Raw genomic sequence first — 22,461 nt, 5'->3', positions numbered from 1 at the left:
CCATTGGAAACTTTATTAGATGGAAAATTGATCTGGGCTGAGAAAAATTTAGCTCAAATCTAGACTGACAGTCACCGATTAAAAAACGGGTAACTGTCAGATCAAGTCTGAGCTAGTACATCTTAGGCTCATCATTATTCGCTAGCTTATACTTTCTTTTATTTAATAAGCGTAGATGACCTTTTTTTATAAGACGTATATCTCTTTCTTCGTCCATATCAAAGTCGACTTTGAGTGAGTTTAAGCACTCGCTTGGTTCCTCAATACAAGAGTCACATTTTGCTTGGACAAGTTTAAATGAACAGTATTTTATTCTTGAACCGTCGTGCATCACTCTATCACTGGTAACTAAGCGAGCATTATTATAAATTAAGTTTCCTAACTCAATATAAAAATTATTAACCATAAATTTTATTAGTGATACCTCATCTGAGTATTTAAGGAACTTAAGTTGCCCTTTAGGAGTAGAGATAGTTTTAAAGGCTCGCTTATATTCATTATTGATATTCTGCAATTCATATTGTTTGAAGGTATTAATAATAAAATATTGAATAAATGAAATTGTTTCATTCCATAAGCAGTGTGTTGATATTGGCAGATACTCTTTTAATAAGCTGTTGTTTTTTTTGGAGGGGGTACTAATATCGATATTTTTTTCGGGCGGTGGGATTTTTCCAGACAAAGTTTGGATTATTTTATCTATAGCACTCTCACCTTTCTCAATTGTTAGCTTGTTAAGGATAACTTTGTGTTCCTTACAATAGTGATTTCCCTCAGTAATCCATTCCTTTTTGAAGTATCCTACTCCAAATGCTTCAATACTATTTATTATGCAATGATAACAGTAATAAATATTTCTATTTATGGAGAAGTTTAGGTACCCGTTCCTGAATATTCTCATATCTGAAAAGCAAAGGGGATTGGCTCCTTGGTAATGGCCGCCTATAACGTTGAATATGAAAAGGTCTGTATCTTTTCTGTATATATTGTCGTTAACTATTAAGGTTTCTTTTACTAGTTCAAATCGTTGTTCGTCAGGCAAATTTGAGATGAAATCCGGAATATCAAGATGGCTTGGATTACGCCAGTATCCTCTAGCAGATATAACTCCTTTAAGAATTTTGGTGTAGTTAGCTTCTCGAAGATAATACCTTAACAACAAGCTGTGAAAGGATTCATTAGGAAATAGAATTGACACAATATTACTACGATTAATTATAATTATTTATAGAACTTAGTTAAAGAAGAGCCCCGATTGGGAGGCTCTTTGATATCTATAATACGAATTACTTCAACTGATAAGGAGCGGATGATCGCCTACTTTTCTTTGTGTTTACGATTTACCTTTCCGTTGAAACATTCGGCTGTTTAATTTGGCAGTAAACTTATCAGCAAGTAACTCCGCTGCTTTTAATACATCTCGTTCACCTAAAGTGGTTTGAAGTTTGAAGTTTTCTATTTCTTGAGTTGAAAATTCTTCAATGACTTTTGAGATAAACGTGAATTTTCGGTAAGTTGTGCAGCCTATTGCATCCCATGGCAATGCGTTTCTGTTGTTTTCTTCTCTATGAACATCATGAATATCCGCAGGAATAGCTATGTGAGGAGTGACTCCCTTTAATTGTGTACTGTCGCCGGTTATTCGATAAAACTTTGCAATTGTGTATTTTATATTACCTAGTTCATCGGAACCTGAATCGTAAGGGCGCTTTAAAGGTCGGTATTGCTGTAATGTTCCGTAACCAAATGTTGGCTGACCTATTATTAATGCTCTACCATAATCTTTCATCGCGCCAGTAAAGATTTCTGTTCCTCCGGCACTAGCGTAATTAACTAGAATAGTAATTGAACCAGAAAAGACTACTTGAGAACCTTTTTCTTTGCGCACTATGACATTTCGAGAGCCATCCAAAATTTGAGTTATTGGACCTTGTCCAACAAATAAACTCGCTAGTTTGGTCGATTCAACAAAGGAGCCTCCTCCATTATTGCGCAAGTCAATTAACAAGCCTTTCATGCCTTCAGACTGAAGCTTAATCAATTCCTGTTTTACGTCTTCAGATAAACCATTATAAAAGCTAGGTATAGAAATGGTTCCAATCTTAGAAATAGAATTAAAACTCGAAACAATGTTGTGTTTAGAGTTAGTAGTGGTTGCAGATAACCCGTCCAGTCTTTCTAGTGCAATAGTCTTTATTTCAAAATCATCTGGTGTTCTTCGTAGAACTTTGATGTTTATTTTTGTACCTATATTTCCTGTAAGTAGCTTATTTGCTTCTAGCTCCGATTTTTCTATTAAATCTATGTATTGATTTGATTCACCAACCAATGCAACAACTTCGTCTTTTATGTGTATTCCTTTTGATTTTAGCGATGAATGAATTTCTTGGATTGCCAATTTACCTTTTTCTTTACGTATTTTGATTCCTACGCTAAATTGCTTGTTTTTTTCCACTTCCGGTTCTTGAAAGTGCCATGATATCGGGGAAATGTATGAGGTATGCGGATCTATGCTTTGGCTATAAGCGTTCATCAATACATCATATTTATAAGCATCAGTACTATTTCTTATCGACTTGTATCGAGCTTTGAGTATCTTCGAGATATTTTCTTTATCAACCCCCAAGGAATAGAGGTTACTTCGATCTGAAGTTACTTTTTTTACCCAAAATTTATTCAGTTCAGAGTCATTCAATGCGCGTTTTGTTAACGAAGTTTTAGTAAAGGTTTTAGTTTCACCATCACTTACTGAGCTTTTTTCAAGTAAGCTTTCAGCATGATTTAATTTTGAGTCAATCTTTTTATAAACACTAGTTATAAAATCATATGCTTCTGTTAAATCTGCAGTTTTAAACATATCGTCAAAAGAATGTTTATAAATACTTAACTCTTCAATATCAGTTTCAGTGAGGTATCTAAAATCAGGATCTAGAGAATATATAAGTTGATTAAAAACAACTTCGGAGAACTGGTTGTTTAACTCTGTGACATTGAAATGTGCAGATTCCAACATCTTAAATATTCTTTTAGATATTTTATTGTAATGACGATTATTGAATGGGCGGTCATATAGAGAAGATTGACTTTTCCATGATGATAGCCTGGTCGACTTTAGCTTTTTTGTGATAACTGGTTTCTCTTCACATTCTTGTGATATCAGGTCCCTTTGCATCATCAAATTTGGCTTTTTTTGAGAAGTGGATGTCGTTTTATTGTTAGTGGATTGACAACCAATCAAAGCTGTTAAAGCCAATAATGTAGATGCAGCAATTAGTGTTTTATATAAGGTCACTTTAAATTTTCTTCTTATTTCTTTTCGTTTTTATAAGCAGTAAATTTAGGTAATAACATCGCTATTTCAATAAGTGAGGATTTTATTGCCAGTAAAATTCGATAAACGGAAATGGTAGGTTTATCGCTTGAATATGATAAAACGCATTTTTTTTCTGTTTATCGTAATGGTATTCGCGAAGCTTCTTGGTTGTAATAAATAGATTATTGCGAATATTGTCGATGAATAAATCACTATGCAGTTTTAAAATAGCTGTGATGTCGTAAATGAAGTAACCGTCTTCATACTCTGATTTAGCTTTTAGCGCGTTTGGATAAATGTGATGATCAAACAAATGCTCTTGTTTTCGTCTTTGTTCATCACCGTATTTGACCATGGTATTTCTTGTCACCATCAGAATTAAATAATTGTTAATTTCTTCGGTGCTATTTGTTGAAAAAATATCTTGTTTTACTTTTAGCAACACCCGGCTTGTGTCGCCCAGTAAAGCGACCTCGGTTTTATTTGATAACGTGTTGCTGCACAGTTGGTAATCTACTTCATCTAAAACAAGGCAAAAATTCGAATCAGAATAAATCGATTGCAGAACTGGATCTTGCTCAATTAAGTGTGATAACGAATTATCTTCATGTTCTAATTCTTCAGTAACAAATCTCTTTTTTTCCAATGAAATTTCATCCTTTTTAAAACTGCGGATTTTATTTTGGTACTTGTATTCAGCAGCATATTTTTTAATATATTTAGCATCATATGGAGGGTAACGTTCTACATCGGCTTTATACAATTCTTTTTGTAGCTTACAGGTATAGCTTTTGGTTAATTGGGTTTGCTCACGAACAAAAACACAGCCTTGATTGCAATAAGGTAGATAGGAACATGTAAAACAGTCATCGTCAGCTGGCAGTTTATTTTCAATAGTTTCAATTGTCTGCCAACCATTATTTAGAATGTCTTGTATAGAATCATTGAACAAGTTTCCGTAGTAGAACTCTTTCGACGATTGACCTCTTGGGCAGGCATAAACATCACCATTATTCTGTAGTAGAAAAAATTTGTCGCCGCAATTAACTGCACTACAACAAAATTCGGGCGTAAATTCTTTAAACCAATGTTTTTTTAGGCCTTCTTCTAGTTCTGTACCAATAAACTCTTTATAAAGTATCTTGTAAAACTGGACTTGTTGATCTTGTGTCAACATTTCCGTTCCTATGATTCCACCACCGAATTTGTCTTTGTTTTTATGGCTATCGAAAGAAAACATGATATTGAACTTTGTCATATCTAAGCCAATATCATAATGAATATATTTAATATCTTGGATAAAAGCATCTATATGGTGAAAGTGCTCTTGAGTTACGACACAAGAAATTTTCTTGTGATGAGAATAAGTTGCTAAAAGCTTTAAATTATTGGTTATTTTGGTAAGGGTAGAGCGCCCTCTTTTATCAGTTCTGTATTTTTCATGAAGCTTTAAAGGTAAATCTACACTGCCACTAATCGATACTTCATACTTCTCAAATACATTTATGAGTTTGTCAAAGTTAAACAGATTTGTTTTGATGTGCACGGGGTTTAGTGGGTAGCCTGCACTCTTGATACGTTCACCATATTTTTGGTAATACTGGTATGAATAATCGAGAAGGCTTTCGAGTATTTCTTTCGGAATTGAAGTAGCTTCCCCACCATGAAAAGACAAATTAAAAGGTGTTATGCCCTCAGCCAAAAAATCATTGACGGCTTTCTCTAAAGTTGAAACAACATTTTTTAATGTCGACTTTTCATCTGTTCCAGTGCCTAGGTAACAATATTGACACCCCATATTGCAGAAGTTAGTGGGAGCATATAAAAGGTGAATGAATTCGGATTTTTGCTGTGTATTCATTTGCGTTTAAATAATTTTCTTTTGGCTAGCTTTTGTAAAACCCCGATGCCTATTAAGCTGACTATAACGAACACAAAGTTTTTATCCACTAAAACAGGCAAGTAAAAATTGAGAGCGTAACACGCGGCAATTGCAGCTAATGACAGCAGTATTCTTTCGATAAACCGCCAGTAAACAGCTAATGCACTACCTGCGTATAAAAAGCTTGGGTGATTATCATCTGAAGAGTGCACGATATTTATCATCTGGCCATTGATGCTGTCTACTTTGCCCCATATGGCAACATCAGCATTGATAGGCAATCTATATTCGTGAACGCGGTAAGCTTTGTATTTATCTTTTACGAGTTGTTCCGCTTTCTCATTAGGTGGCTTTTTTCTTATGTTTTTTGAGGCGGTTAAATTAATTAGTGCCGAAGAAATATCAGTAAAAGCAATATGAATTAAGTAGTTTGATTGGGCCACAATAAATGGTGGGGTGTGTGACTCTTGAACATCTAATCTAGGGTTATGTTCTTGCATGCCTTTGTTAGGTTTTTTACGTTTAGATTCAAAAGAAGCGTAAATATAATATCTCCAATAAACACATATATTGTTGAAAAATGGAGATTTTATAGCTGGCATTCTCATATTTCCTTGAACGCGAATATAATCTCCAACTTTTAGCGAAGAAGAAGGTGTTTTAGCGAATATAAAAATTGAGAGCTTGTATAACAGTTTCAAAATATAAGTAACGTTATATAAAGCAATGATCGCTAATATGATGGTAGCGGCGTAAAAAAGATGTTCAGGTTCCATTAGTACTCTTTAAACTATCCGTTGTTGTTTCCATTATTATTGTTGTTGTTATTGTTGTTATTGTTGTTATTCGAAAAACCAATTTCGACTTCAAAAAGAGAGTTGGAAGCAGCGCCTACGAAAAAGGCTTTTTCTATTTTGGAGACTTTGACACCGTCAAAAGTGACTGCGTGGTCTATGTCTGACGGAGGGCACGCATGGGTATCGACAATATCGCTGCCTGAATAGAAGTAGAGAATTGAACGTTTAAATATTACGTACTTATCTGAAACTGTATCTACGAAAAATTCACGAAGTTTCGAAATGAGTACGTCTCGACTCTCAACTATTGAAAGTTGAGAAAGAAAAAACTCAATTTTTGTGTCTAAACTTTGCATCCTACTTGCGTTCACTTTATTTTCATTTTAAATGGACTATAAAGTATTAAAGTACAAATGAAAATAGAACTGTGTTTACCACAGTTCTATTTTTTGATTAATATGCTGAGCGCTATAATTGATTGTTAATAACGTTTCTAATATCAGATAATGTCGTTTCTTTTATCAATTGACCATCTTCAAAAACAACTTCTAATAACCCTTGAGTTTCCTCTTCATCAGTCACGTTATCAAACAAGGTTAACTCACCGTCAACTAGCTCAATTTTTAATAAACCTTTAGCTGACTTCTTCTTAGTATCTGTTTTAGGATCTTTGAAAATAGCAACACGTTCACCACTTTTAACAACACTGGTAGCTTTTACTGCTGAGCCGTGAGTATCGCGCGTCACATATTGATAGCTGTAAGAGCCAATACCTAAAACAACCTTTGAAGCGAAGCCTTTGTCCATTAGGCGTTGTAAAATCTGACGTTGGCGTTTAAGGGTAATAGCATCACCATAAATAGCACCGATATGATCATCAAGTAACTTGAAACCTTTGCTTGTAGTCGTTCCACCAAAAGTATCCCATAAACATTCAATAAGCCCTTTAACTTCACAAAGCATTAATTGAATAGTCTGTTCACTATCGAAACCATAGTATTCACCATTCCAGCGATATGCTTCATATGCATTTTCTTTCACATCTTTTTCAGCTTCATCTTGAGTTTGGAATAGCTCACTGTACTCAGAAACAGGAGAAATTTTATAACCCGTTAATATTTTTACCGGATCTCCAGAGTCTGGGCGAATCACTAATGTGCCATCGCGAGCCATTATTTCGTCTTTAAGCTGTGGAAGGTAATCAGTTACTAATGTCCAAAAATCCCAAGTATCAGATACAACACTTAATATCCCAGTTGGAGATTGCTCCTTCATTAAATATTTAAAGAATTCAATTTCACCTTCCATGATCCAAGAACAAGTAACAGAGTGTTCAGTAGCATCTACAGAACAGCCTACAAGTTCATTATCCACGTTTGCGCCATAGTATTTTTCAGCAAATAATACTGCTGGTATGGTATCTGTTCCTACAAGCCCCGAAGCTAAGTGACCAAAACCACTCATAGAAGCAGCGTGCTTACCAAACATACCTCTAAAACTAAAATCATGTCCTTGAAAAGGAACAAAATCTAAAGGTAATCCTGTCTTATTAGCAAATTCCTTGAATACTTTTAAATAAGCAACTGAAGTAGTAGCGCTTGTTTGAATTGGCCAGTTTTCACAACTTAAGACTGTCTCGATCATATTTGTTAACCACTGAAAACCTTCTTTGGTGTTAACAATTGTAATTGGCGGCACTAAGTAAGGTACAAGGGTTCCCTCAGGTAGTGCTTTTATTCTTAACGGTAAATAGCCTAAATCGTGTAAGTCTTCTAAATACTTGACGTTTACAGGGTAGCCCAACATTGAACTCATAATACGTTTATGGTTTGCAACAGCTACAGCTTTATCACTGTTAAAGAATTCAGCCCACTCTTCTTGCAAGTAACTTTTAATAAAGTACTGAAGACCAACAAATGCTACTTTGTCACTATTTTCAACATTACTTAATTTGCCACTTCTTGATGTGAAGTTAGCATAAACTTCAGTTACATCAGGGTGGTAAGCACGGCTGTGAAATTCTTTATAAACATCTTTTTGCATACTAGCAGCGGTAATAGTCATGATAGTCTCCTTACATCTCAATAATTTGTAATTTAATTTTATTGTTCGTGCTGAATTCTTCAGCGGCTCTAAATGAATCAGTTGTATAAATGGCGTCAATTAAGCCTTCAAATACTTCTAATCCTTTTGAGAAAATACCGTGTGTGATAAACAGAGATACTTCCACAGCGCCTTTGTTTTTTAATACTTTAGCTAACTCGATAAATGTTCTGCCTCCATCACAAATATCATCAGCGATAAGTACTTTCTTTCCATTAACATCGCCAAGAATCTCAGTTTTAATGATTTCACCTGTTTTCAAATTTCTCATTTTTTGTGCTTGAATAACTTCAGGCTCACCATTAAATGTCTCAGCAATTTTAATTGTTTTTTTGCTAGCGCCAGCGTCAGGTGAAATCAAGGTAAGTTCGCCTGTAGATAGACGTTGGCTTAATTCATCGCATCGTTCAAGCAGATTAATTTGTGGTACGTTTACGACTCTATTTAATAATGCTGGTGATACTTCACTGTGCGCATCCCAAATAGTTACTTTGGCGAAGCCTAAATTGTTTATAAAGCTTGCCATAACTGCTGCACCTAGCGCTTCACCTTCAACACATACTCTGTCTTGACGTGCATAAGGAAAATAAGGAATAACCAATTCAATAGGGGTCGCTTCATTTGAAAGTCTTTTGAGCGCATCAACGGCAACCATTAACTGAACTAGCTTTGAAGAATCAGTAAGGCGTTCAAAGATCTCTATTTTTACCGTAGTTGCAAAGTCCACTGGATTAAAACGAATGTGCTCTTCTCCGCCAGAAAAAGTAAAACTGTCAAAGTCGATAGGTGTTTTATTTCCTGTTGAGTCATGGCTAAATATTTTCATTATTACTTCCTTTTTATTGATTGTGTCTCTAGGACACAATTTAATTTAGCAAAGAGTTAAATATTGATCAAGCTTTATTTGTGTCAAAAAGACACAAAGATTGTTTTTTATTGTCAGTGAGTGTAACAGCTAAAATAACCTACTGATATAGCGAGGAAAGCTAGTGAGGAGTGATTAAATTTCCAACACGACTACTTATAGATATATTGGCAACAGTTCCGGCATTGAACTCAAGGCAGTCTTGCTCAATGCCATCAGAAAAGATGACACCGTTTTCAGCCATTTTTGAAGACATGCTGAATTTTGAATGATTGGTTATTTTGCCAAAAATCTTACTGCACTTGGTATTTGCTGACGGAAATGGCTCCCGAACTGAATAATAAAGAAACTCACTATCCCACGAGAATCCGTTTTGTAAGTGATGGTTAATCGGTTTATCCATAATACCACTTGCACCTGTAATTATGCTTTTAAACCAACCAGTAGAACCTAAGCCTGTGCTAATAATAACGCCACTAGAGCTTTGTTCTTCCTGCTGATTATCAACAGACATCATGTACCTTGCAGAAGTGTGTGTCTTGGGGCCAATGAATAGATCATTTACCGCTAACAATGTTTGGCCAATGTTGGTATTTACCTCAGCCATAGCAATTGCTTTTGAATTAATAGATTGGTTAAGCACTTGTAGAATTACTTCACCAAGTTCAGCTTCTAAAAAGGGCAAAAGCTGGCCATCATAAAGCTGAGGAATGGGATTAACCGCCACTACAGGTTGTCCATTAAGATACTTAAGTGTATTAGCAACTAAACCGTCTTGACCAATGACTACGATTACATCATCAGGAGAAAACAAGTAAGTTGAAAGCACACTCCTTTCTAGTTGTTGAACCCTACCAACTGTTTTTAACAGGCTAATAGATTGGGCGACAGAGTTGGAGTAAAGAGTACTTTCTTCTTCATAGTCACTGAATGACTCACCTAAATGTTCAAGGTAAAATTTTGCTTGCCCAAGGGTGCAGTATTTTTCCTTTAATTCCTGCAATCTTGTCTTTCTTGTGACAACCACTATTTTTCTATCTGTGAGCATAACAAGCTCCTCTAGGTATTGGTCAACGTTGTTAATAGATCAGGTGAAATATTCAAATTACCTATTTGGTTATCACCTTGCGTTAAGTTTTCTATTGCTTGGGCAATAAGCTGCTCTGGTGCCATACCGCTCATGCTCATTACTCGTAATTTATCAGTATCAATATTTTGATAAGCCTGCATTTGCACTTGTATTTTATAAGCTTGTGCATCACCACGAGCTTTCTCGTTAGCTGAGTTTATTGAGACCAATTCTTCGAGTTGTTTTTCATCTTCAATCTGAGCCGTAATATCCTCTTGGTTGATTTTAAATTGCTGAATTTTTCTCAATCTCTGTGCTTCTAATCGTGACTCTTCAAGGTCTTGTTCTTTCTTCTGTATTGCTTTTTCAGTTTCTAATTCAGATTCTTTAACGCTTTTTTCTTGCTCAATGCTTGATAAGCGTCTTGCATAAATTGCATTATCTGCCTCTTTTAATAAGCTTTCTCTAATTTCAGCTTCGAGTGCTTTTCCTGTTTCAGGAGTTGGTTTAATTGATGTTAGTGCAACATCAGTGATCTCTATGCCAAGGCTTGCTATCGCTTCAGCACCGTCTAGATCTTTTTTCAAATCGATGGTTAGTTCGCGGGCACAAACTAGAGAATCTCTAAGTGATTTAGATTCAATATGATTTCGCAACAAAACCTGTACAGCACGCTGAACACGCTCATCCATTTTCTTAGGATCTTCTGATGTGTATTTACCTTTTGTATCAATAGTGAAGTTCAACATTTTTGCCGCTTCATGAGGTTGTTCAATTCGATAAGTCACTTGTCCTTGAACAGTTAACTCTTGAAAGTCAGACGTTTGTAACCTGAAAACAAAAGGCAACTCTTTACTATTACTTGGTATAGCGACAAGAGAAGAGCTAGGAGCATAATAGAAAAAATTTACACCGACTCCTTCTAACTTAATTTTTCCTTCTTTGAATAACATGAGGTGTGTTGAAGGATCTGCTTTTATATATTTAAAACCAAACATAATAATCTCCTTTTATGAATGTGTCACAGCGACACTATATTAAATATGTCTCAAGGACACTAAGTTGTCAAATATTATTTCTTATTTAATTTGGTGAACTGTTCTTGTTGATATAAAAGAGAAATTGATTTAATGTGTCATTAAGACATAAAGTTTATTTTGAATGAGCACGATGACGAACACTTACGATATTAATGAATTTAAGAATCCCCTATTTACAGTTGATAGTGTGCTATTTACCGTAAAAGATGATGCTTTAAAAGTTCTGATGGTTAAACGAGCAAATGAGCCGTTTATCGGTAGCTGGGGTCTTCCTGGCGGTTTTGTCGATGTAGATTCAGATACCACAACAGATGTAACAGCTTTAAGAAAACTGGAAGAAAAAACGAGTGTTGCACCTCAATATCTAGAACAGCTACAAGCCTTTTCTGGTATTGACCGTGATCCTAGAGGGTTTAGTGTAACCTTGGTTTACTTTGCCTTAATAGCAGCACAAGAAGTCTCGTCACACATAGAAACCATTGATGACGTTCAATGGATAGATATTGATAAAATAGACAGCTTATCAATTGCCTTTGATCACAAGATTATTATTGAACAAGCCAAAGAGCGCCTTCAACAAAAAGCACTTTATTCAATGGTGCCTGTGTATTGTTTACCTGAGTATTTTACCGTAGGTCAGCTTAAGTCTGTTATTGAAACTATTATTGGAAAAACGATACAGCGTAAAAGCTTAATTCGCCGAATTGAATCCGCTGACATGTTTGAAACAATTGACGAGAAAGTGAAGTCAGGTGGTCGTTTAGCTCAGCAGTACAAAGTAAAAGAGGGTGTAGATATTGTCAACTTTGAGCGCAATTTGAGTACATAACGCAAGGAAAAATATGATAGTTTATATCGACATGGATGATGTGCTTTGTGATTATACAACTGCATTTAATAGCGCTCTTGAAGAGACTCCAAGTATCGCCTTTCCACAGTCTCAATATGGATTTTATGCTAATTTAACTCCTATTACAGGAGCTATTGAGAGTGTAAAAAAACTCATTCATTCGAAATTATTTGATCCGTATATACTTACAGCACCTTCGACAAGAAACCCTTTTTCATATACTGAAAAACGGGTGTGGATTGAAAAGTACTTCGGGTTTGAATTTACGGAGAAGTTAATAATTAGCCCAAATAAAGGGTTACTCAAAGGCGATATCTTAATTGATGACCTGATTTCGGGTAGAGGCCAAGAAAGCTTTGAAGGAAAAATTATGCAGTTTGGCTCCGCTAATTATCCTGATTGGAAGACGGTAATTGATCAACTTCAAAAATATAATGTTTAACAAAATGGAATTTTAATGTGAGTTACCAGAGCGTAATTTCCTATTACCGAGATTGCTATAAAGAAGATAGTGCGGATCTAAATTTATGGAACCTGAATAAGCTCAAAGAAGAAGACCGATTGGTGCTAGGTGGTCAAGATGACTTGGGCTCTGGTTTTCTACCTCGCCTTCCTATTCCGAGTGACTTTGGGGAGCAAATGACGAAGCGGGTTGAAGTTTATCAACGTGAACGCGTATTGCTATACGCAAGCTTCATTTTGGTCGGAAAAATAGAGATAAAAGGGGAAATGAAACAGGTTGTAGCGCCGCTTTTGTTCAATGAGGCTACGATAGATAAAGATAAAAATTGCTACTATTTTTCTGTTAATAATCCCGCGCCAGAAATAAATGAGTCACTAGTAGAGCTGCTTATGCCCGAAGGGCATGCAATGCCAGATTTTGACAACAATAATATCCAGTCGGCTTCGCTATGGACTTCATGGCTTAAAGATAGCCCATTAGAGTTAGACACTCTTGAACTACTGAATTTTCCAGAATTGGTTGGTAATGATGAAATTAAACGAGCGCTGAGAAGAAAAAAAACAACGCTTCTTCCTGCATCAATGCTAATTTTTGTTGAAAGATCGACGAGTAGTCGTGGCGTGCTGCATGAGTTAGAGGAACTTATTGAATCCCCTACTAAGTTATCATCATCTTTGAATAACCTTTTATCTCCAGCTGATATTAATAACGCAACTAAACTTCTTAAATATGATTACCTACCGGGCTTATTGTCGACGCCTCAAAAGAAAATTATTTCAATTGCTGCAAATTCAAGTTTAGGCTGTGCTTCTGGTCCTCCGGGGACGGGTAAAAGCTATACCATTGCTGCGATAGCCGCAGAACACATGGCTAGAGGAGAGTCCGTTCTCATCGTTGCTAATAATGACGCTGCATTGGATGTAATAGCAGAAAAGCTAGATGAGAGCTTTGGCCTAAGTGATGTTTCAATCAGAGCAGGACAGAAGGAGTTTCTGAAAAAACTGAAAAGCTATATTGCTGATTTATTAGCTGGCTACTTTAGTGAAGAATTAAAAAACGAACCTGCTGCGTGTGAGTTGGAACTTAAAAAATTGAATAATTCACTTAATAAAATGGAAGCCCGTTTTGTTAATTTTTGCCACAAAGCGATTATTAGGGGGCAGAGACTAAAAGGACTAGAAGAAAAAGATTCTCAATGGATGAAACGACTGTATCTAGCATTGGCAAGTAATGGAATTCGCAGTTTAGTTAAGCAATGGTCTTCGTTAAGTGATATTAACAGCCAGCACGAAAATAGAGAAAAATTAGCGAGCAGTTATTTAAGTGCACTCAAAAACACAAATTTGAAAACGTTAGTTGAAACACAACGTAAATCCCTACAAGCGTTTAATAAGGCGATAAGAAGCAGAACATCTAAACGGCAATTTGAGCTTTTTGATGATATCGAATATTCGGCATTGCTTTCTGCTTTTCCAGTTTGGCTGGTTAGCCTTAATACGTTGTATCGTGTGCTGCCTTTAAAAGCTGAAATGTTCGATTTAGTCATTATAGACGAAGCAACACAATGTAATATTAGCAGTTGCTTGCCTGCACTCTATAGAGCTAAAAGGGCAATGGTTGTTGGTGATACAAAACAATTACGACATTATTCTTTCTTAGCAAAAAGTAAAGAAGCACAGATCATGTCGAAATATGATCTGTCATTAAATACTAACGGTATAGCGAGTTACCGAGATAACTCAATCCTTGATCTAACCTTAAGCTCTCTTAACAGCCAAGACCAACTCGCATTCTTAGATGAGCATTTTCGTAGCAAGCCTGAATTAATACATTTTAGTAATCACTCGTTCTATCAAGGCAAACTAAAAGTTATGCAGCACCGGCCATGTACAAGCAGTGGGCACCTGCATTTGAGCAGACTAGAAGGGACTAGAGATAAATCGGGTATAAATCATATTGAAGCTGCTCAAGTAATAGCTTCTATTAAGGAGCAGATTGACGAAGACAATAGCGCTGGTATCGTTCACAGCATAGGCGTAATTTCTCCTTTTAGGCACCAAGCTGAATTCATTGCAAAAGAAATTGAAGCTAACTTTAGTGAAGCTGAAATTTTCAAGCACAAGCTTCGTTCAGCCACACCTTTCGGGTTTCAAGGCGAAGAAAGGGATATCATGCTAATTTCATTTGCTATTGATAATGAATCGAAACGTGCTGCGGTTTACTTAAACAAAGCCGATGTTTTCAATGTCACTATTACCCGAGCAAGACAGAAACAAATATTGTTTTTATCAATCGATGAAACAACACTACCCGAGCACAATTTATTACGGAAGTATTTAGGGTCAATCCATGAGTTTGAAGCAAAGCATTCAACAGTAAATGAGCTTGATGAGTTCCAAAGTAAAGTAATCTGTGAGTTAACATCACTAGGAATTAAGACATGGCCAGGTTATACAATTGCAGGAACTGAAGTTGATATCCTGTGCCGTCATAATGATCAATATATTGCGATTGATCTAATTGGTTTCCCTGGCCCGTGGAATGACTTCTTTGAGCTAAATACTTATAAGTTGTTTAAGCGAGCCGGTGTTGAAGTATTACCTATTAGCTATGGCTTATGGGTCGTAGACAAAGGTGTATGCATACAGAAAATAGCGAAGAAACTTAATGTGTCTTTATTTCAGAATTCGGAAGAGGTTCAAATATGAGATTTTTAGTTCTCTTATTTATTTCTCTTTCATTGACCATAAATGCTCAGGAAAGCACATGCTATGGTACAACTTCGAATGGAAAGTTAGATAAAGGTGTTGAACTTCCTAGTTCAGGTTCAAATTATGTTGGTTACAGTACTGTTGCACGACTAGCCGGACGCACTTATGTTCACTCACAAGTAAAAAGTATCATCGTTAAAGCATACGAAACTTTGGAAATAGAACGGCCTAACAAAGTCTACAAATATGCCGAAACAGGGTTTGAGGATGGTGGACAATTCAAGCCCCACAAAACTCACCGCAATGGTTTATCTGTAGACTTTATGACGCCGGTAGTTGACGAAACCGGTAAATCCGTTCACTTGCCAACACATGCTCTCAATAAATTTGGCTATGATATCGAATTCGACACTAAAGATAGGTACGAAGAATATGCTATCGATTATGTTGCATTAGCCGCTCATATCGTGGCTTTACACAAAGAAGCTAAAGCGCAAGGTGTGGATGTATGGCGGGTGATATTCGATCCAAAGCTTCAACCCAAATTATTTGAAACGAAGTACGCTAGTTATCTCAAAAAGCATATTCAGTTCTCCAAAAAGCGTTCATGGGTAAGACATGATGAGCATTATCATGTTGATTTTGACATTCCATGCGAGAAGTTAAAGCAATGAATAAACACTTAGGACTGGAATTTTGAAATTAGTATTGCTACCAGGTATGGATGGCACAGGTGATCTTTTCGATGAGTTCTTGGCTCAATATAGCTCTGAATATTTGGTCATCCAACTCCCTCAGGATGGGCCTCAAGACCACGTTTCTATATCTAAAACTATTGAAAAAAAGCTGCCCAGTGAGGACTTTGTTTTATTAGCCGAATCTTTTTCTGGGGGTATAGTTCCTGAATTATTAGAACTAGAAAACCGCCATATCAAAGGAGTGATTTTGGTAGCTAGTTTTTTGAATTGCCCGAATAGGTTATTGCTACCTATCGCGAGACTTATGCCAATAAAATTCCTTTCTAAAATGCCGTTTTCAAAATTTGCTTATCGGTATCTATTCCTTGGTTCAAAAGCGCCAAGCACGTTGGTTGAAAAATTTAATGAGGTGATCAGAGCTATCCCTGAGTCATTATTGAAAAGAAGGCTTAGTGTAATGCTGCACCAGTACTCACCAACTCAAACCTATGACCTTCCAATTTTATACATAAAAGCTACAAATGATCGTCTTGTATCGTCCCAACAGAGTATAGAAGTAGCTGAAATATTTAAAAATATGGTTGTAAAAGAAATTGACGGGCCACATTTTATATTACAAGCTCAACCTAAAGAAACGGCGATATTAATAAAAAACTTTGTAAGTACTGTCAGTTAAAATTTAGGTTTTAATAAGTAATTTGTCTTTTCATTGGGGATATAGAAAAACCCGGCAAGCAAACTCATGAACTATCGAGGTATACAGGATGGATATGGAACTTGTAAATACTTTTGGTTATCACAGGGACAACCCTAATATATCTTTGGATCAGTATATTCGCTCGAAACGTATAGAGCTGGGAGAAAGCCTGAAAAAAAAGGTTAAAATTTACCTTGATACAAAGTATTGGATATATTTTCGTGATGTTTATCTTAGAAGAATAACTAGTGGGCCATTAGTAAAATCATATGAGTTATTGGAATCATTATGTAAATCCGGAATAGTTATTTGTCCCATTAGTGAAGATGTGTTTTACGAAATAATAAAGCAAGAGGATGAAAAAACATTATCAGCTTCTATCAAAATTATTGATAAGTTTTCTCTCGGTATTAGTCTCACTTCCCAAGAAGAACGAATTCAAGCTGAGATTCTGCATTTTTACTATAGATATAATAATAAAGGCGTAAGCTTATACTCCCCAGAGGTTTTCGCTTGGACCAAAACAAGTCAATCACTTGGAACACGTATTCCATGCAATACAGCGTTTAGTAAACAAGAAGAGTTGGTTATACAGAAGGTGTTCTTTGATCAAATGTGGTGCACAAACCTTCAGGATATTTGTAGCATAATTGGTTTTCAGGGACTAAAAGATATACCCAAAATGCCTGATCTATCGAAACTCCTAAATGAAGATGCTGAACAATGTAGAGATAAAACATCGACTTTTAAAGCGATATTCATTGATGAAGTTTGCTTATCAGTTGAGTACATTGCGGATATGTTAACTGAAGCAATGGAGCATATTTATACGAAAGAAACAGGTAAAGTTCGAAGTGATGAAGAAAAAAAAGATAAAGATAAGCTCCTAATAAACGTTGTAACCAACATGTTTCGCTTGGGCAAGGAAGGTGATAATTTTCCTACGTTAAAAGTTGGAGCTGGAGTACACGCGGCCATTAGGGTTGATAAGAAACGACAGTTTCAAGCAAATGATTATTATGATTTTCGTCATGCACAAGCTGCTGTACCGTATTGTGATTATTTCTTCACAGAAAAGAATTTGAGGCACCTACTCAAAATGAATTCACTTTCTTATGATAAGGAATACAGCTGTGAAATTGTCTCGAAACAAAGTGAAGCCCTTAAAATATTAACGGATATAGAGACTAAAAGGGATTTGGAGGTATTAATTTAATTGGCGGTGACAGAAATAATACTCATTTGTCACTAACTCTTTTTAGCCTTCATTTTATTAGCTAAATCGAAAATGGCGACTGGAGCGAGGGTTAAAGACTAATCATCAATATCTAAAAGCATGTAAAAGAAATTGTTAAAGCAAAATCTGATATTAAATAGAGCACAAAATGCAGTTCTAAAATGCTGCTACGATAGCAATTAAAGGTAAAAAGGCAGGCAATGAATTTTGGGGATGTAGTACCTTTCCTAGTTGTCGGAATGCAATTGAATATACTGGTTAATAAAAAAGGATAGTTGTTATGGAACCATTGAATTCCCCAAAATGTAGAGATATTGGTAATAAGTTATCAGGCTTTGATCGTTCCAGTATATTAAAACTATGCTCTGGTTTACTAACAATACCTGCGTTATCTGCAAACTCAGTTAGGTTAGAAACATTAGTTCATTTGGCACTTATTTATTCTGGAGGAAAAAAGGTTCCGACTCGAACTTTATTAAAAAATATATTAAATGTTGAAATGGGAAACTCTATGATATCCATGATGGAAGATCCTATCGAAGATGTTTTCGTTTCCAATATCCAAACTAACGGAGGTGACTGTCTAGTTTTTAACGGATTATGGGAAGGCAATGATTACTTTATACAAACCTTAATCGATCTAGTTGATAAGTCGCCTGTCCCTGAAGTAATGGAAAAAGCAAAGCGTTGCTGTATCGCTTTAGTCAAATTGAGTAACGAAATAGCTAAACGATCCAACTTAAGCAGGAACGTATCCTCAGAATCATTACCTAAAGGCCCCCTGAATATCCCAGTGTCGAGCCAATTAGCTTCGCTAAGTAAAAGGGGTTGTTTCACTAAAGAAGATCTCTCTAATGCAAATATAAAAATTGAAGATCTTGCTCCATTCATTATATCTGAAGAAGAATTAAAAAGATTAGGGTTAGAAACAATTGGAAATACAAAGCTTGAACGTAAGCCAATTGTATCTATTGACGAAAATTATATAGTAACTTTACCGAGCGCCATAGGTGTTGCGGTGAGAAGGTTTTTTCTTGAAGAGTGTCATAAGGAAGGACTTCTGGGAGCTTTTCAATCGGTCTTAGCTAAATATCAAGCTTTTCAGCTTAAAAATGAAATTTTAAGAGAATTCAAGGGAAAAGCAGAGTCTCTTAAACAAGACCTTAAAGAAACACCAAATTTACCTCCTTTTACAAGCTTGTTATTAAAAAATTCATCAGACGAATATTTTCACTTCTTAATAATCCATGACGATTTAAATGAATTGATTGTGCAAGGACTTGATAGCATTCACTCTTTAAATGAGCACAGTGAAGATGCTATTTATGACTTTATTCTGGAGACTTCTGAGCTTTGCAAAGCGCAAAAAGGATTTCATGAAGGTACTACTATTTGTATTCACGGTGGATTAGGAAGAGGCTTCGGCTTAGGCTTTGAAAAATGGCCTGATAGTTGGGGATTTGTCGCCGTAAGTTTAGCGGATCTTAGTTTACTTGGAGTCGCCGGTGGAAAACCTATTGAAGAACTTGTCTATAGCACGAAGCAAAGCCGATGGATTCAAGATAACGGCGTTCATCTAAGCAATTTCAATGGTGATATTAATTTTTATGGTTTTTGGAAAGATAATAATTTTGAATGTTGTCCAAGAGAAATATCTTTAGACTCCCACAACCATATTACTCTAGGAACAGATTATGTATTTAACGTAAGAAGTGAACTTCGTACTATAAGCGATAAACATTGTGCTGTTGATGCTTTTGGACATTGGGTCAGATGTGAACGATTAACAAAAGATTCATATTTTGAAGGTATGAAGTCATTACCTTTATATGGATGCGTTGATCACATTGATAATGGCTACCTAAATGGTTTGATTAGTTTAGATTTTGCAAATATCTGGTTTGGAATCGACCAATTTCCTTTGAATATTGACCGAGGAACAATATATGAATGGTGGTCAGGGTTTATCAACCTTCTTTGTGACTGTTTAATGTTCATTAATTCTAAAGTGGATGTATGTTGCGAAAAACCTATTCAAGTCAATTTAGAGTTGTCATCGCTGTATGCTGCTTCAGATTTACAGCTTGATATAGAAAAGCAACGAGGCATTATTATGCACTTTGATTCAAATGTTGCTTTATTGACCCTCGAAGCTAATTTTTTAGCTAATTTTGGCCAGGTTGAGAACATTGGTGAATACAAGGTAATGAATGCTGTCTTATCTGCCATATGTGAAATATTATCTGTTGAAGGGATTGATATAAGTCCGTATATAAAAGGTGCAATAGAACATGTATTAGCCGATTCCGGGGTCAGAGTAGTCCATTTATATCGGACATTCGACACAACTGAACATATTCTCATGAAAGCAGCCAGCAAGCCCACTTATTTTTATCAACCGGAAGCTGTTTTTCAGGGGCTCATTATTGGAAATTCTATAAATGAATGCAATAAAACACTTACGAATAAACAAGATTGCGGCACATACCTCCATACTAGCGTTGATCAAATTTGGAAAAAAATTAAGCAAATATTAAAAAATACAAATAAACACTCCCTCATAGTTGATTTAGTTAAGAATATAAATTCCATCGAGCAAGACCGACAACAATGGAAACGGACAGCAAAGGCAGTCCAAGCTATTCACCAAAAGCATGACGATGTCACTCTTGTAGCGGGCTCTTTGGAAACCAAAAGAAGTTTAACGTCTCTTTGTTGCAGAGTGTTACTTGAAATGTCTGTTTGTGAATGCCCGCAAGATGGAGCAGAAAACTCCACCAAATCAAAATTACGGTCATTGTTATCGTTATGTTCGCTTTTGGTCAATACTGCATCTGATAGTGACGCAATAAATTCAGACTTAGTCGATCCCATATTAAAAAAGCACCCCAATGGCAGCTATGAAATTCCTACAGACATTTGGAGAGCAGTACTTCAGCCATATTATGCCGGTCATTTTCAATTTCAATTTCAAAAGTCTGTAGAACGATATGGAGAGCTATACGCTCAAAAAGAACCTAAAAAGGCCGAACCTAATATATTCGAGGAAGACTTTACTGATGCATTTGAATCAGAATATGGATTTGCACCAACGCACTATATTGACTGTATAGCTGAAATCATTGACCAAATCATTTTATCTGGTTCCGAATATATCAGCATTAGCCAAGAAGAGTTAATTAGTAGAATACACACTCACAGACAAATACCAAATCAAGTTATAGAAAGTTTCATAAAGCACTTCTCATTACAAGTTAGAAAAAATTGGGACAAGCCACCGAAAGGTTATGTTTTTAGAGATATTGCCCCTTGGAAACATAAAAGGCGACTTAGTTGCTTAATTCGGCCTTTGTTAGAAATACGCGCAAATGAGCTTTTCTGTAGCATATCTTTAATTAAATTAAGCAGTATGTATTTTCTGGACAGGGCAATGGATGGAGAATTTATCCCAGAGTTTTATGAATCTGAGAAAATGCGAAGCTATGTCGGGAAAATGATCGATAAAAGAGGTGCTGATTACACAAACACTATAAAAAATTACTTTTTAGACAGCGGCTGGCAAGCTATTTCAGAAGTATTGATGCCTACGCTAGGGGCACCTCAGGAATTGGGTGATGTCGATGTTCTGGTTTTAAGTAATGATGGTAGGTTAATTGCGATAGAATGTAAGAACTTACAAATGGCAAAAACAATTTCAGAAGTCGCTGACGTTTTGAATCGCTTTAAAGGTCATGGAGAAAACGATGAACTATTAAAGCACATTAAACGAGTTAAATGGATCACTGAAAATTTGGACTTGGTAAAAGAAAGAGTTTCCTTTAAAGGTGAAATAACCTCATTTGAACATTACCTGATTACTAATACTGAAATGCCTATGAAATACGCATCAGGTTTACCTATAGATAGCCGACTTATAAAGTCATTTAAGAGTTTAGAAGAAATAACAAATAATTGCTCTCGTTCTGTGGTTTAAGCTCTATTTAAAATACTTAGCCCTGCATTATTCGTATATGAGAATCTGCCCCTAAATGAGAATACTGAGAAAATTCTCATTCTCGACAAGATTAACCACTCAAAAGAGTATCTTATTTTAATTAATACAGATGCAATTTCTGACCATAATATGGTGAATATTTTTGTATCATATGCCCTATAAGGCTTTCAGCTTCATATCTGTACCTAAAACCAACCCAGCTTCATTAGAAGCGTTCTAGCTTTATATTGGAATGATTAATCACAGGAACTCCAATTATCGTAGATATTCTTATGGAAGACCGATCGGTCGCTTACAGCTAGAATTTAATTTGAGCACTAACATGCGACAGCCATAGGTAATCTGCCGCATTTTGGCTTTTGGACTTCCCTGATTTAATGAATCCACTAACTTTAGATCAAGTCTATTCTGAAAAATACTTAATGGACTTAAACAGGATTTAGGGCAGTGTTTATCTAATGTAAATACAGGGTCAATAGCTGATTTGCGAAATCAGTTAAATAAGTCGAACTCTAAGTATATTAGCTTGGTTGAACAAGAATCGTTACCTATTGAATCACTATACTAATTAGTAGTAGGCAAAATAATGAGCTTAGAAAAAACTGTGATTAAGCAGATGATATGTACTAGCTCAGACTTGATCTGACAGTTACCCGTTTTTTAATCGGTGACTGTCAGTCTAGATTTGAGCTAAATTTTTCTCAGCCCAGATCAATTTTCCATCTAATAAAGTTTCCAATGG

The 22,461-nt window shown here is 35.8% G+C and carries 16 protein-coding genes; 7 read left to right on the top strand and 9 right to left on the bottom strand.

Annotation, left to right across the window (positions count from 1 at the left end; all coding sequences use genetic code 11):
• Positions 1-112: 112 nt before the first annotated feature.
• The 9 genes from OCI93_RS20440 to OCI93_RS20400 form a co-directional block, all read right to left on the bottom strand.
• A complete protein-coding gene (locus OCI93_RS20440; protein ID WP_261627199.1) occupies positions 113-1,198 on the bottom strand; it encodes a hypothetical protein in 1,086 nt (361 codons plus the stop codon).
• Positions 1,199-1,333: 135 nt separating this feature from the next.
• Positions 1,334-3,292, bottom strand: a complete 1,959-nt coding sequence (locus OCI93_RS20435; protein ID WP_261627198.1) for a S41 family peptidase — start codon at positions 3,290-3,292, stop codon at positions 1,334-1,336.
• 82 nt (positions 3,293-3,374) lie between these two features.
• Positions 3,375-5,174, bottom strand: coding sequence for a radical SAM protein (locus OCI93_RS20430; RefSeq protein WP_261627197.1), 1,800 nt, complete (start codon positions 5,172-5,174; stop codon positions 3,375-3,377).
• The gene (locus OCI93_RS20425; RefSeq protein ID WP_261627196.1) at positions 5,171-5,971 is read right to left on the bottom strand and encodes a hypothetical protein; all 801 of its coding nucleotides are present in this window, start codon (positions 5,969-5,971) and stop codon (positions 5,171-5,173) included. Before OCI93_RS20425 ends, OCI93_RS20430 begins: the two co-directional genes overlap by 4 nt.
• 14 nt (positions 5,972-5,985) lie before the next feature.
• Positions 5,986-6,348, bottom strand: a complete 363-nt coding sequence (locus tag OCI93_RS20420) for a hypothetical protein (protein ID WP_261627195.1) — start codon at positions 6,346-6,348, stop codon at positions 5,986-5,988.
• 112 nt (positions 6,349-6,460) lie between these two features.
• Positions 6,461-8,056 carry a nicotinate phosphoribosyltransferase gene (locus tag OCI93_RS20415; protein WP_261627194.1) on the bottom strand — a complete coding sequence of 532 codons (1,596 nt, stop codon included), beginning with the start codon at positions 8,054-8,056 and terminating at the stop codon, positions 6,461-6,463.
• 10 nt (positions 8,057-8,066) lie between these two features.
• Complete coding sequence (gene prs, locus OCI93_RS20410; protein ID WP_261627193.1) at positions 8,067-8,921, bottom strand: ribose-phosphate diphosphokinase; 855 nt, start codon at positions 8,919-8,921, stop codon at positions 8,067-8,069.
• Between the two features lie 160 nt (positions 8,922-9,081).
• On the bottom strand, positions 9,082-10,008 hold the full coding sequence (locus OCI93_RS20405) for a diacylglycerol kinase catalytic domain-containing protein (RefSeq protein ID WP_261627192.1): 927 nt from the start codon (positions 10,006-10,008) through the stop codon (positions 9,082-9,084).
• Between the two features lie 11 nt (positions 10,009-10,019).
• Positions 10,020-11,027, bottom strand: coding sequence for an SPFH domain-containing protein (locus OCI93_RS20400; RefSeq protein WP_065109662.1), 1,008 nt, complete (start codon positions 11,025-11,027; stop codon positions 10,020-10,022).
• A 172-nt stretch (positions 11,028-11,199) separates the two neighbouring features.
• Here OCI93_RS20400 and OCI93_RS20395 point away from each other — a divergent pair, with 172 nt between their 5' ends.
• From OCI93_RS20395 to OCI93_RS20365, 7 genes are all read left to right on the top strand, one after another.
• On the top strand, positions 11,200-11,898 hold the full coding sequence (locus OCI93_RS20395) for an NUDIX hydrolase (RefSeq protein ID WP_261627191.1): 699 nt from the start codon (positions 11,200-11,202) through the stop codon (positions 11,896-11,898).
• Between the two features lie 13 nt (positions 11,899-11,911).
• A complete protein-coding gene (locus OCI93_RS20390; protein WP_261627190.1) occupies positions 11,912-12,361 on the top strand; it encodes a 5' nucleotidase, NT5C type in 450 nt (149 codons plus the stop codon).
• A gap of 17 nt (positions 12,362-12,378) precedes the next feature.
• Complete coding sequence (locus OCI93_RS20385; RefSeq protein WP_261627189.1) at positions 12,379-15,090, top strand: AAA domain-containing protein; 2,712 nt, start codon at positions 12,379-12,381, stop codon at positions 15,088-15,090.
• A complete protein-coding gene (locus OCI93_RS20380; RefSeq protein WP_261627188.1) occupies positions 15,087-15,767 on the top strand; it encodes a penicillin-insensitive murein endopeptidase in 681 nt (226 codons plus the stop codon). Before OCI93_RS20385 ends, OCI93_RS20380 begins: the two co-directional genes overlap by 4 nt.
• Before the next feature lie 22 nt (positions 15,768-15,789).
• Complete coding sequence (locus tag OCI93_RS20375; protein ID WP_261627187.1) at positions 15,790-16,467, top strand: alpha/beta fold hydrolase; 678 nt, start codon at positions 15,790-15,792, stop codon at positions 16,465-16,467.
• Positions 16,468-16,555: 88 nt separating this feature from the next.
• Positions 16,556-17,704, top strand: a complete 1,149-nt coding sequence (locus OCI93_RS20370) for a hypothetical protein (protein WP_261627186.1) — start codon at positions 16,556-16,558, stop codon at positions 17,702-17,704.
• Between the two features lie 301 nt (positions 17,705-18,005).
• The gene (locus OCI93_RS20365) at positions 18,006-21,698 is read left to right on the top strand and encodes a hypothetical protein (protein WP_261627185.1); all 3,693 of its coding nucleotides are present in this window, start codon (positions 18,006-18,008) and stop codon (positions 21,696-21,698) included.
• Positions 21,699-22,461: the final 763 nt, after the last annotated feature.

It is taken from the genome of Pseudoalteromonas holothuriae, assembly GCF_945859825.1.
In the GTDB taxonomy this organism is placed as follows: Bacteria; Pseudomonadota; Gammaproteobacteria; order Enterobacterales; family Alteromonadaceae; genus Pseudoalteromonas; species Pseudoalteromonas holothuriae.
Note: the sequence above shows the minus strand (reverse complement) of the source record. Positions and strands in the feature narration are given on the sequence as shown.

Coding starts and splice junctions, on each gene's coding strand:
- prs (WP_261627193.1), bottom strand. CDS start 8,921: ATGAAAATATTTAGCCATGACTCAACAGGAAATAAAACACCTATCGAC.
- OCI93_RS20420 (WP_261627195.1), bottom strand. CDS start 6,348: ATGCAAAGTTTAGACACAAAAATTGAGTTTTTTCTTTCTCAACTTTCA.
- OCI93_RS20415 (WP_261627194.1), bottom strand. CDS start 8,056: ATGACTATTACCGCTGCTAGTATGCAAAAAGATGTTTATAAAGAATTT.
- OCI93_RS20405 (WP_261627192.1), bottom strand. CDS start 10,008: ATGCTCACAGATAGAAAAATAGTGGTTGTCACAAGAAAGACAAGATTG.
- OCI93_RS20400 (WP_065109662.1), bottom strand. CDS start 11,027: ATGTTTGGTTTTAAATATATAAAAGCAGATCCTTCAACACACCTCATG.
- OCI93_RS20395 (WP_261627191.1), top strand. CDS start 11,200: ATGACGAACACTTACGATATTAATGAATTTAAGAATCCCCTATTTACA.
- OCI93_RS20390 (WP_261627190.1), top strand. CDS start 11,912: ATGATAGTTTATATCGACATGGATGATGTGCTTTGTGATTATACAACT.
- OCI93_RS20380 (WP_261627188.1), top strand. CDS start 15,087: ATGAGATTTTTAGTTCTCTTATTTATTTCTCTTTCATTGACCATAAAT.
- OCI93_RS20365 (WP_261627185.1), top strand. CDS start 18,006: ATGGAACCATTGAATTCCCCAAAATGTAGAGATATTGGTAATAAGTTA.
- OCI93_RS20370 (WP_261627186.1), top strand. CDS start 16,556: ATGGATATGGAACTTGTAAATACTTTTGGTTATCACAGGGACAACCCT.
- OCI93_RS20430 (WP_261627197.1), bottom strand. CDS start 5,174: ATGAATACACAGCAAAAATCCGAATTCATTCACCTTTTATATGCTCCC.
- OCI93_RS20425 (WP_261627196.1), bottom strand. CDS start 5,971: ATGGAACCTGAACATCTTTTTTACGCCGCTACCATCATATTAGCGATC.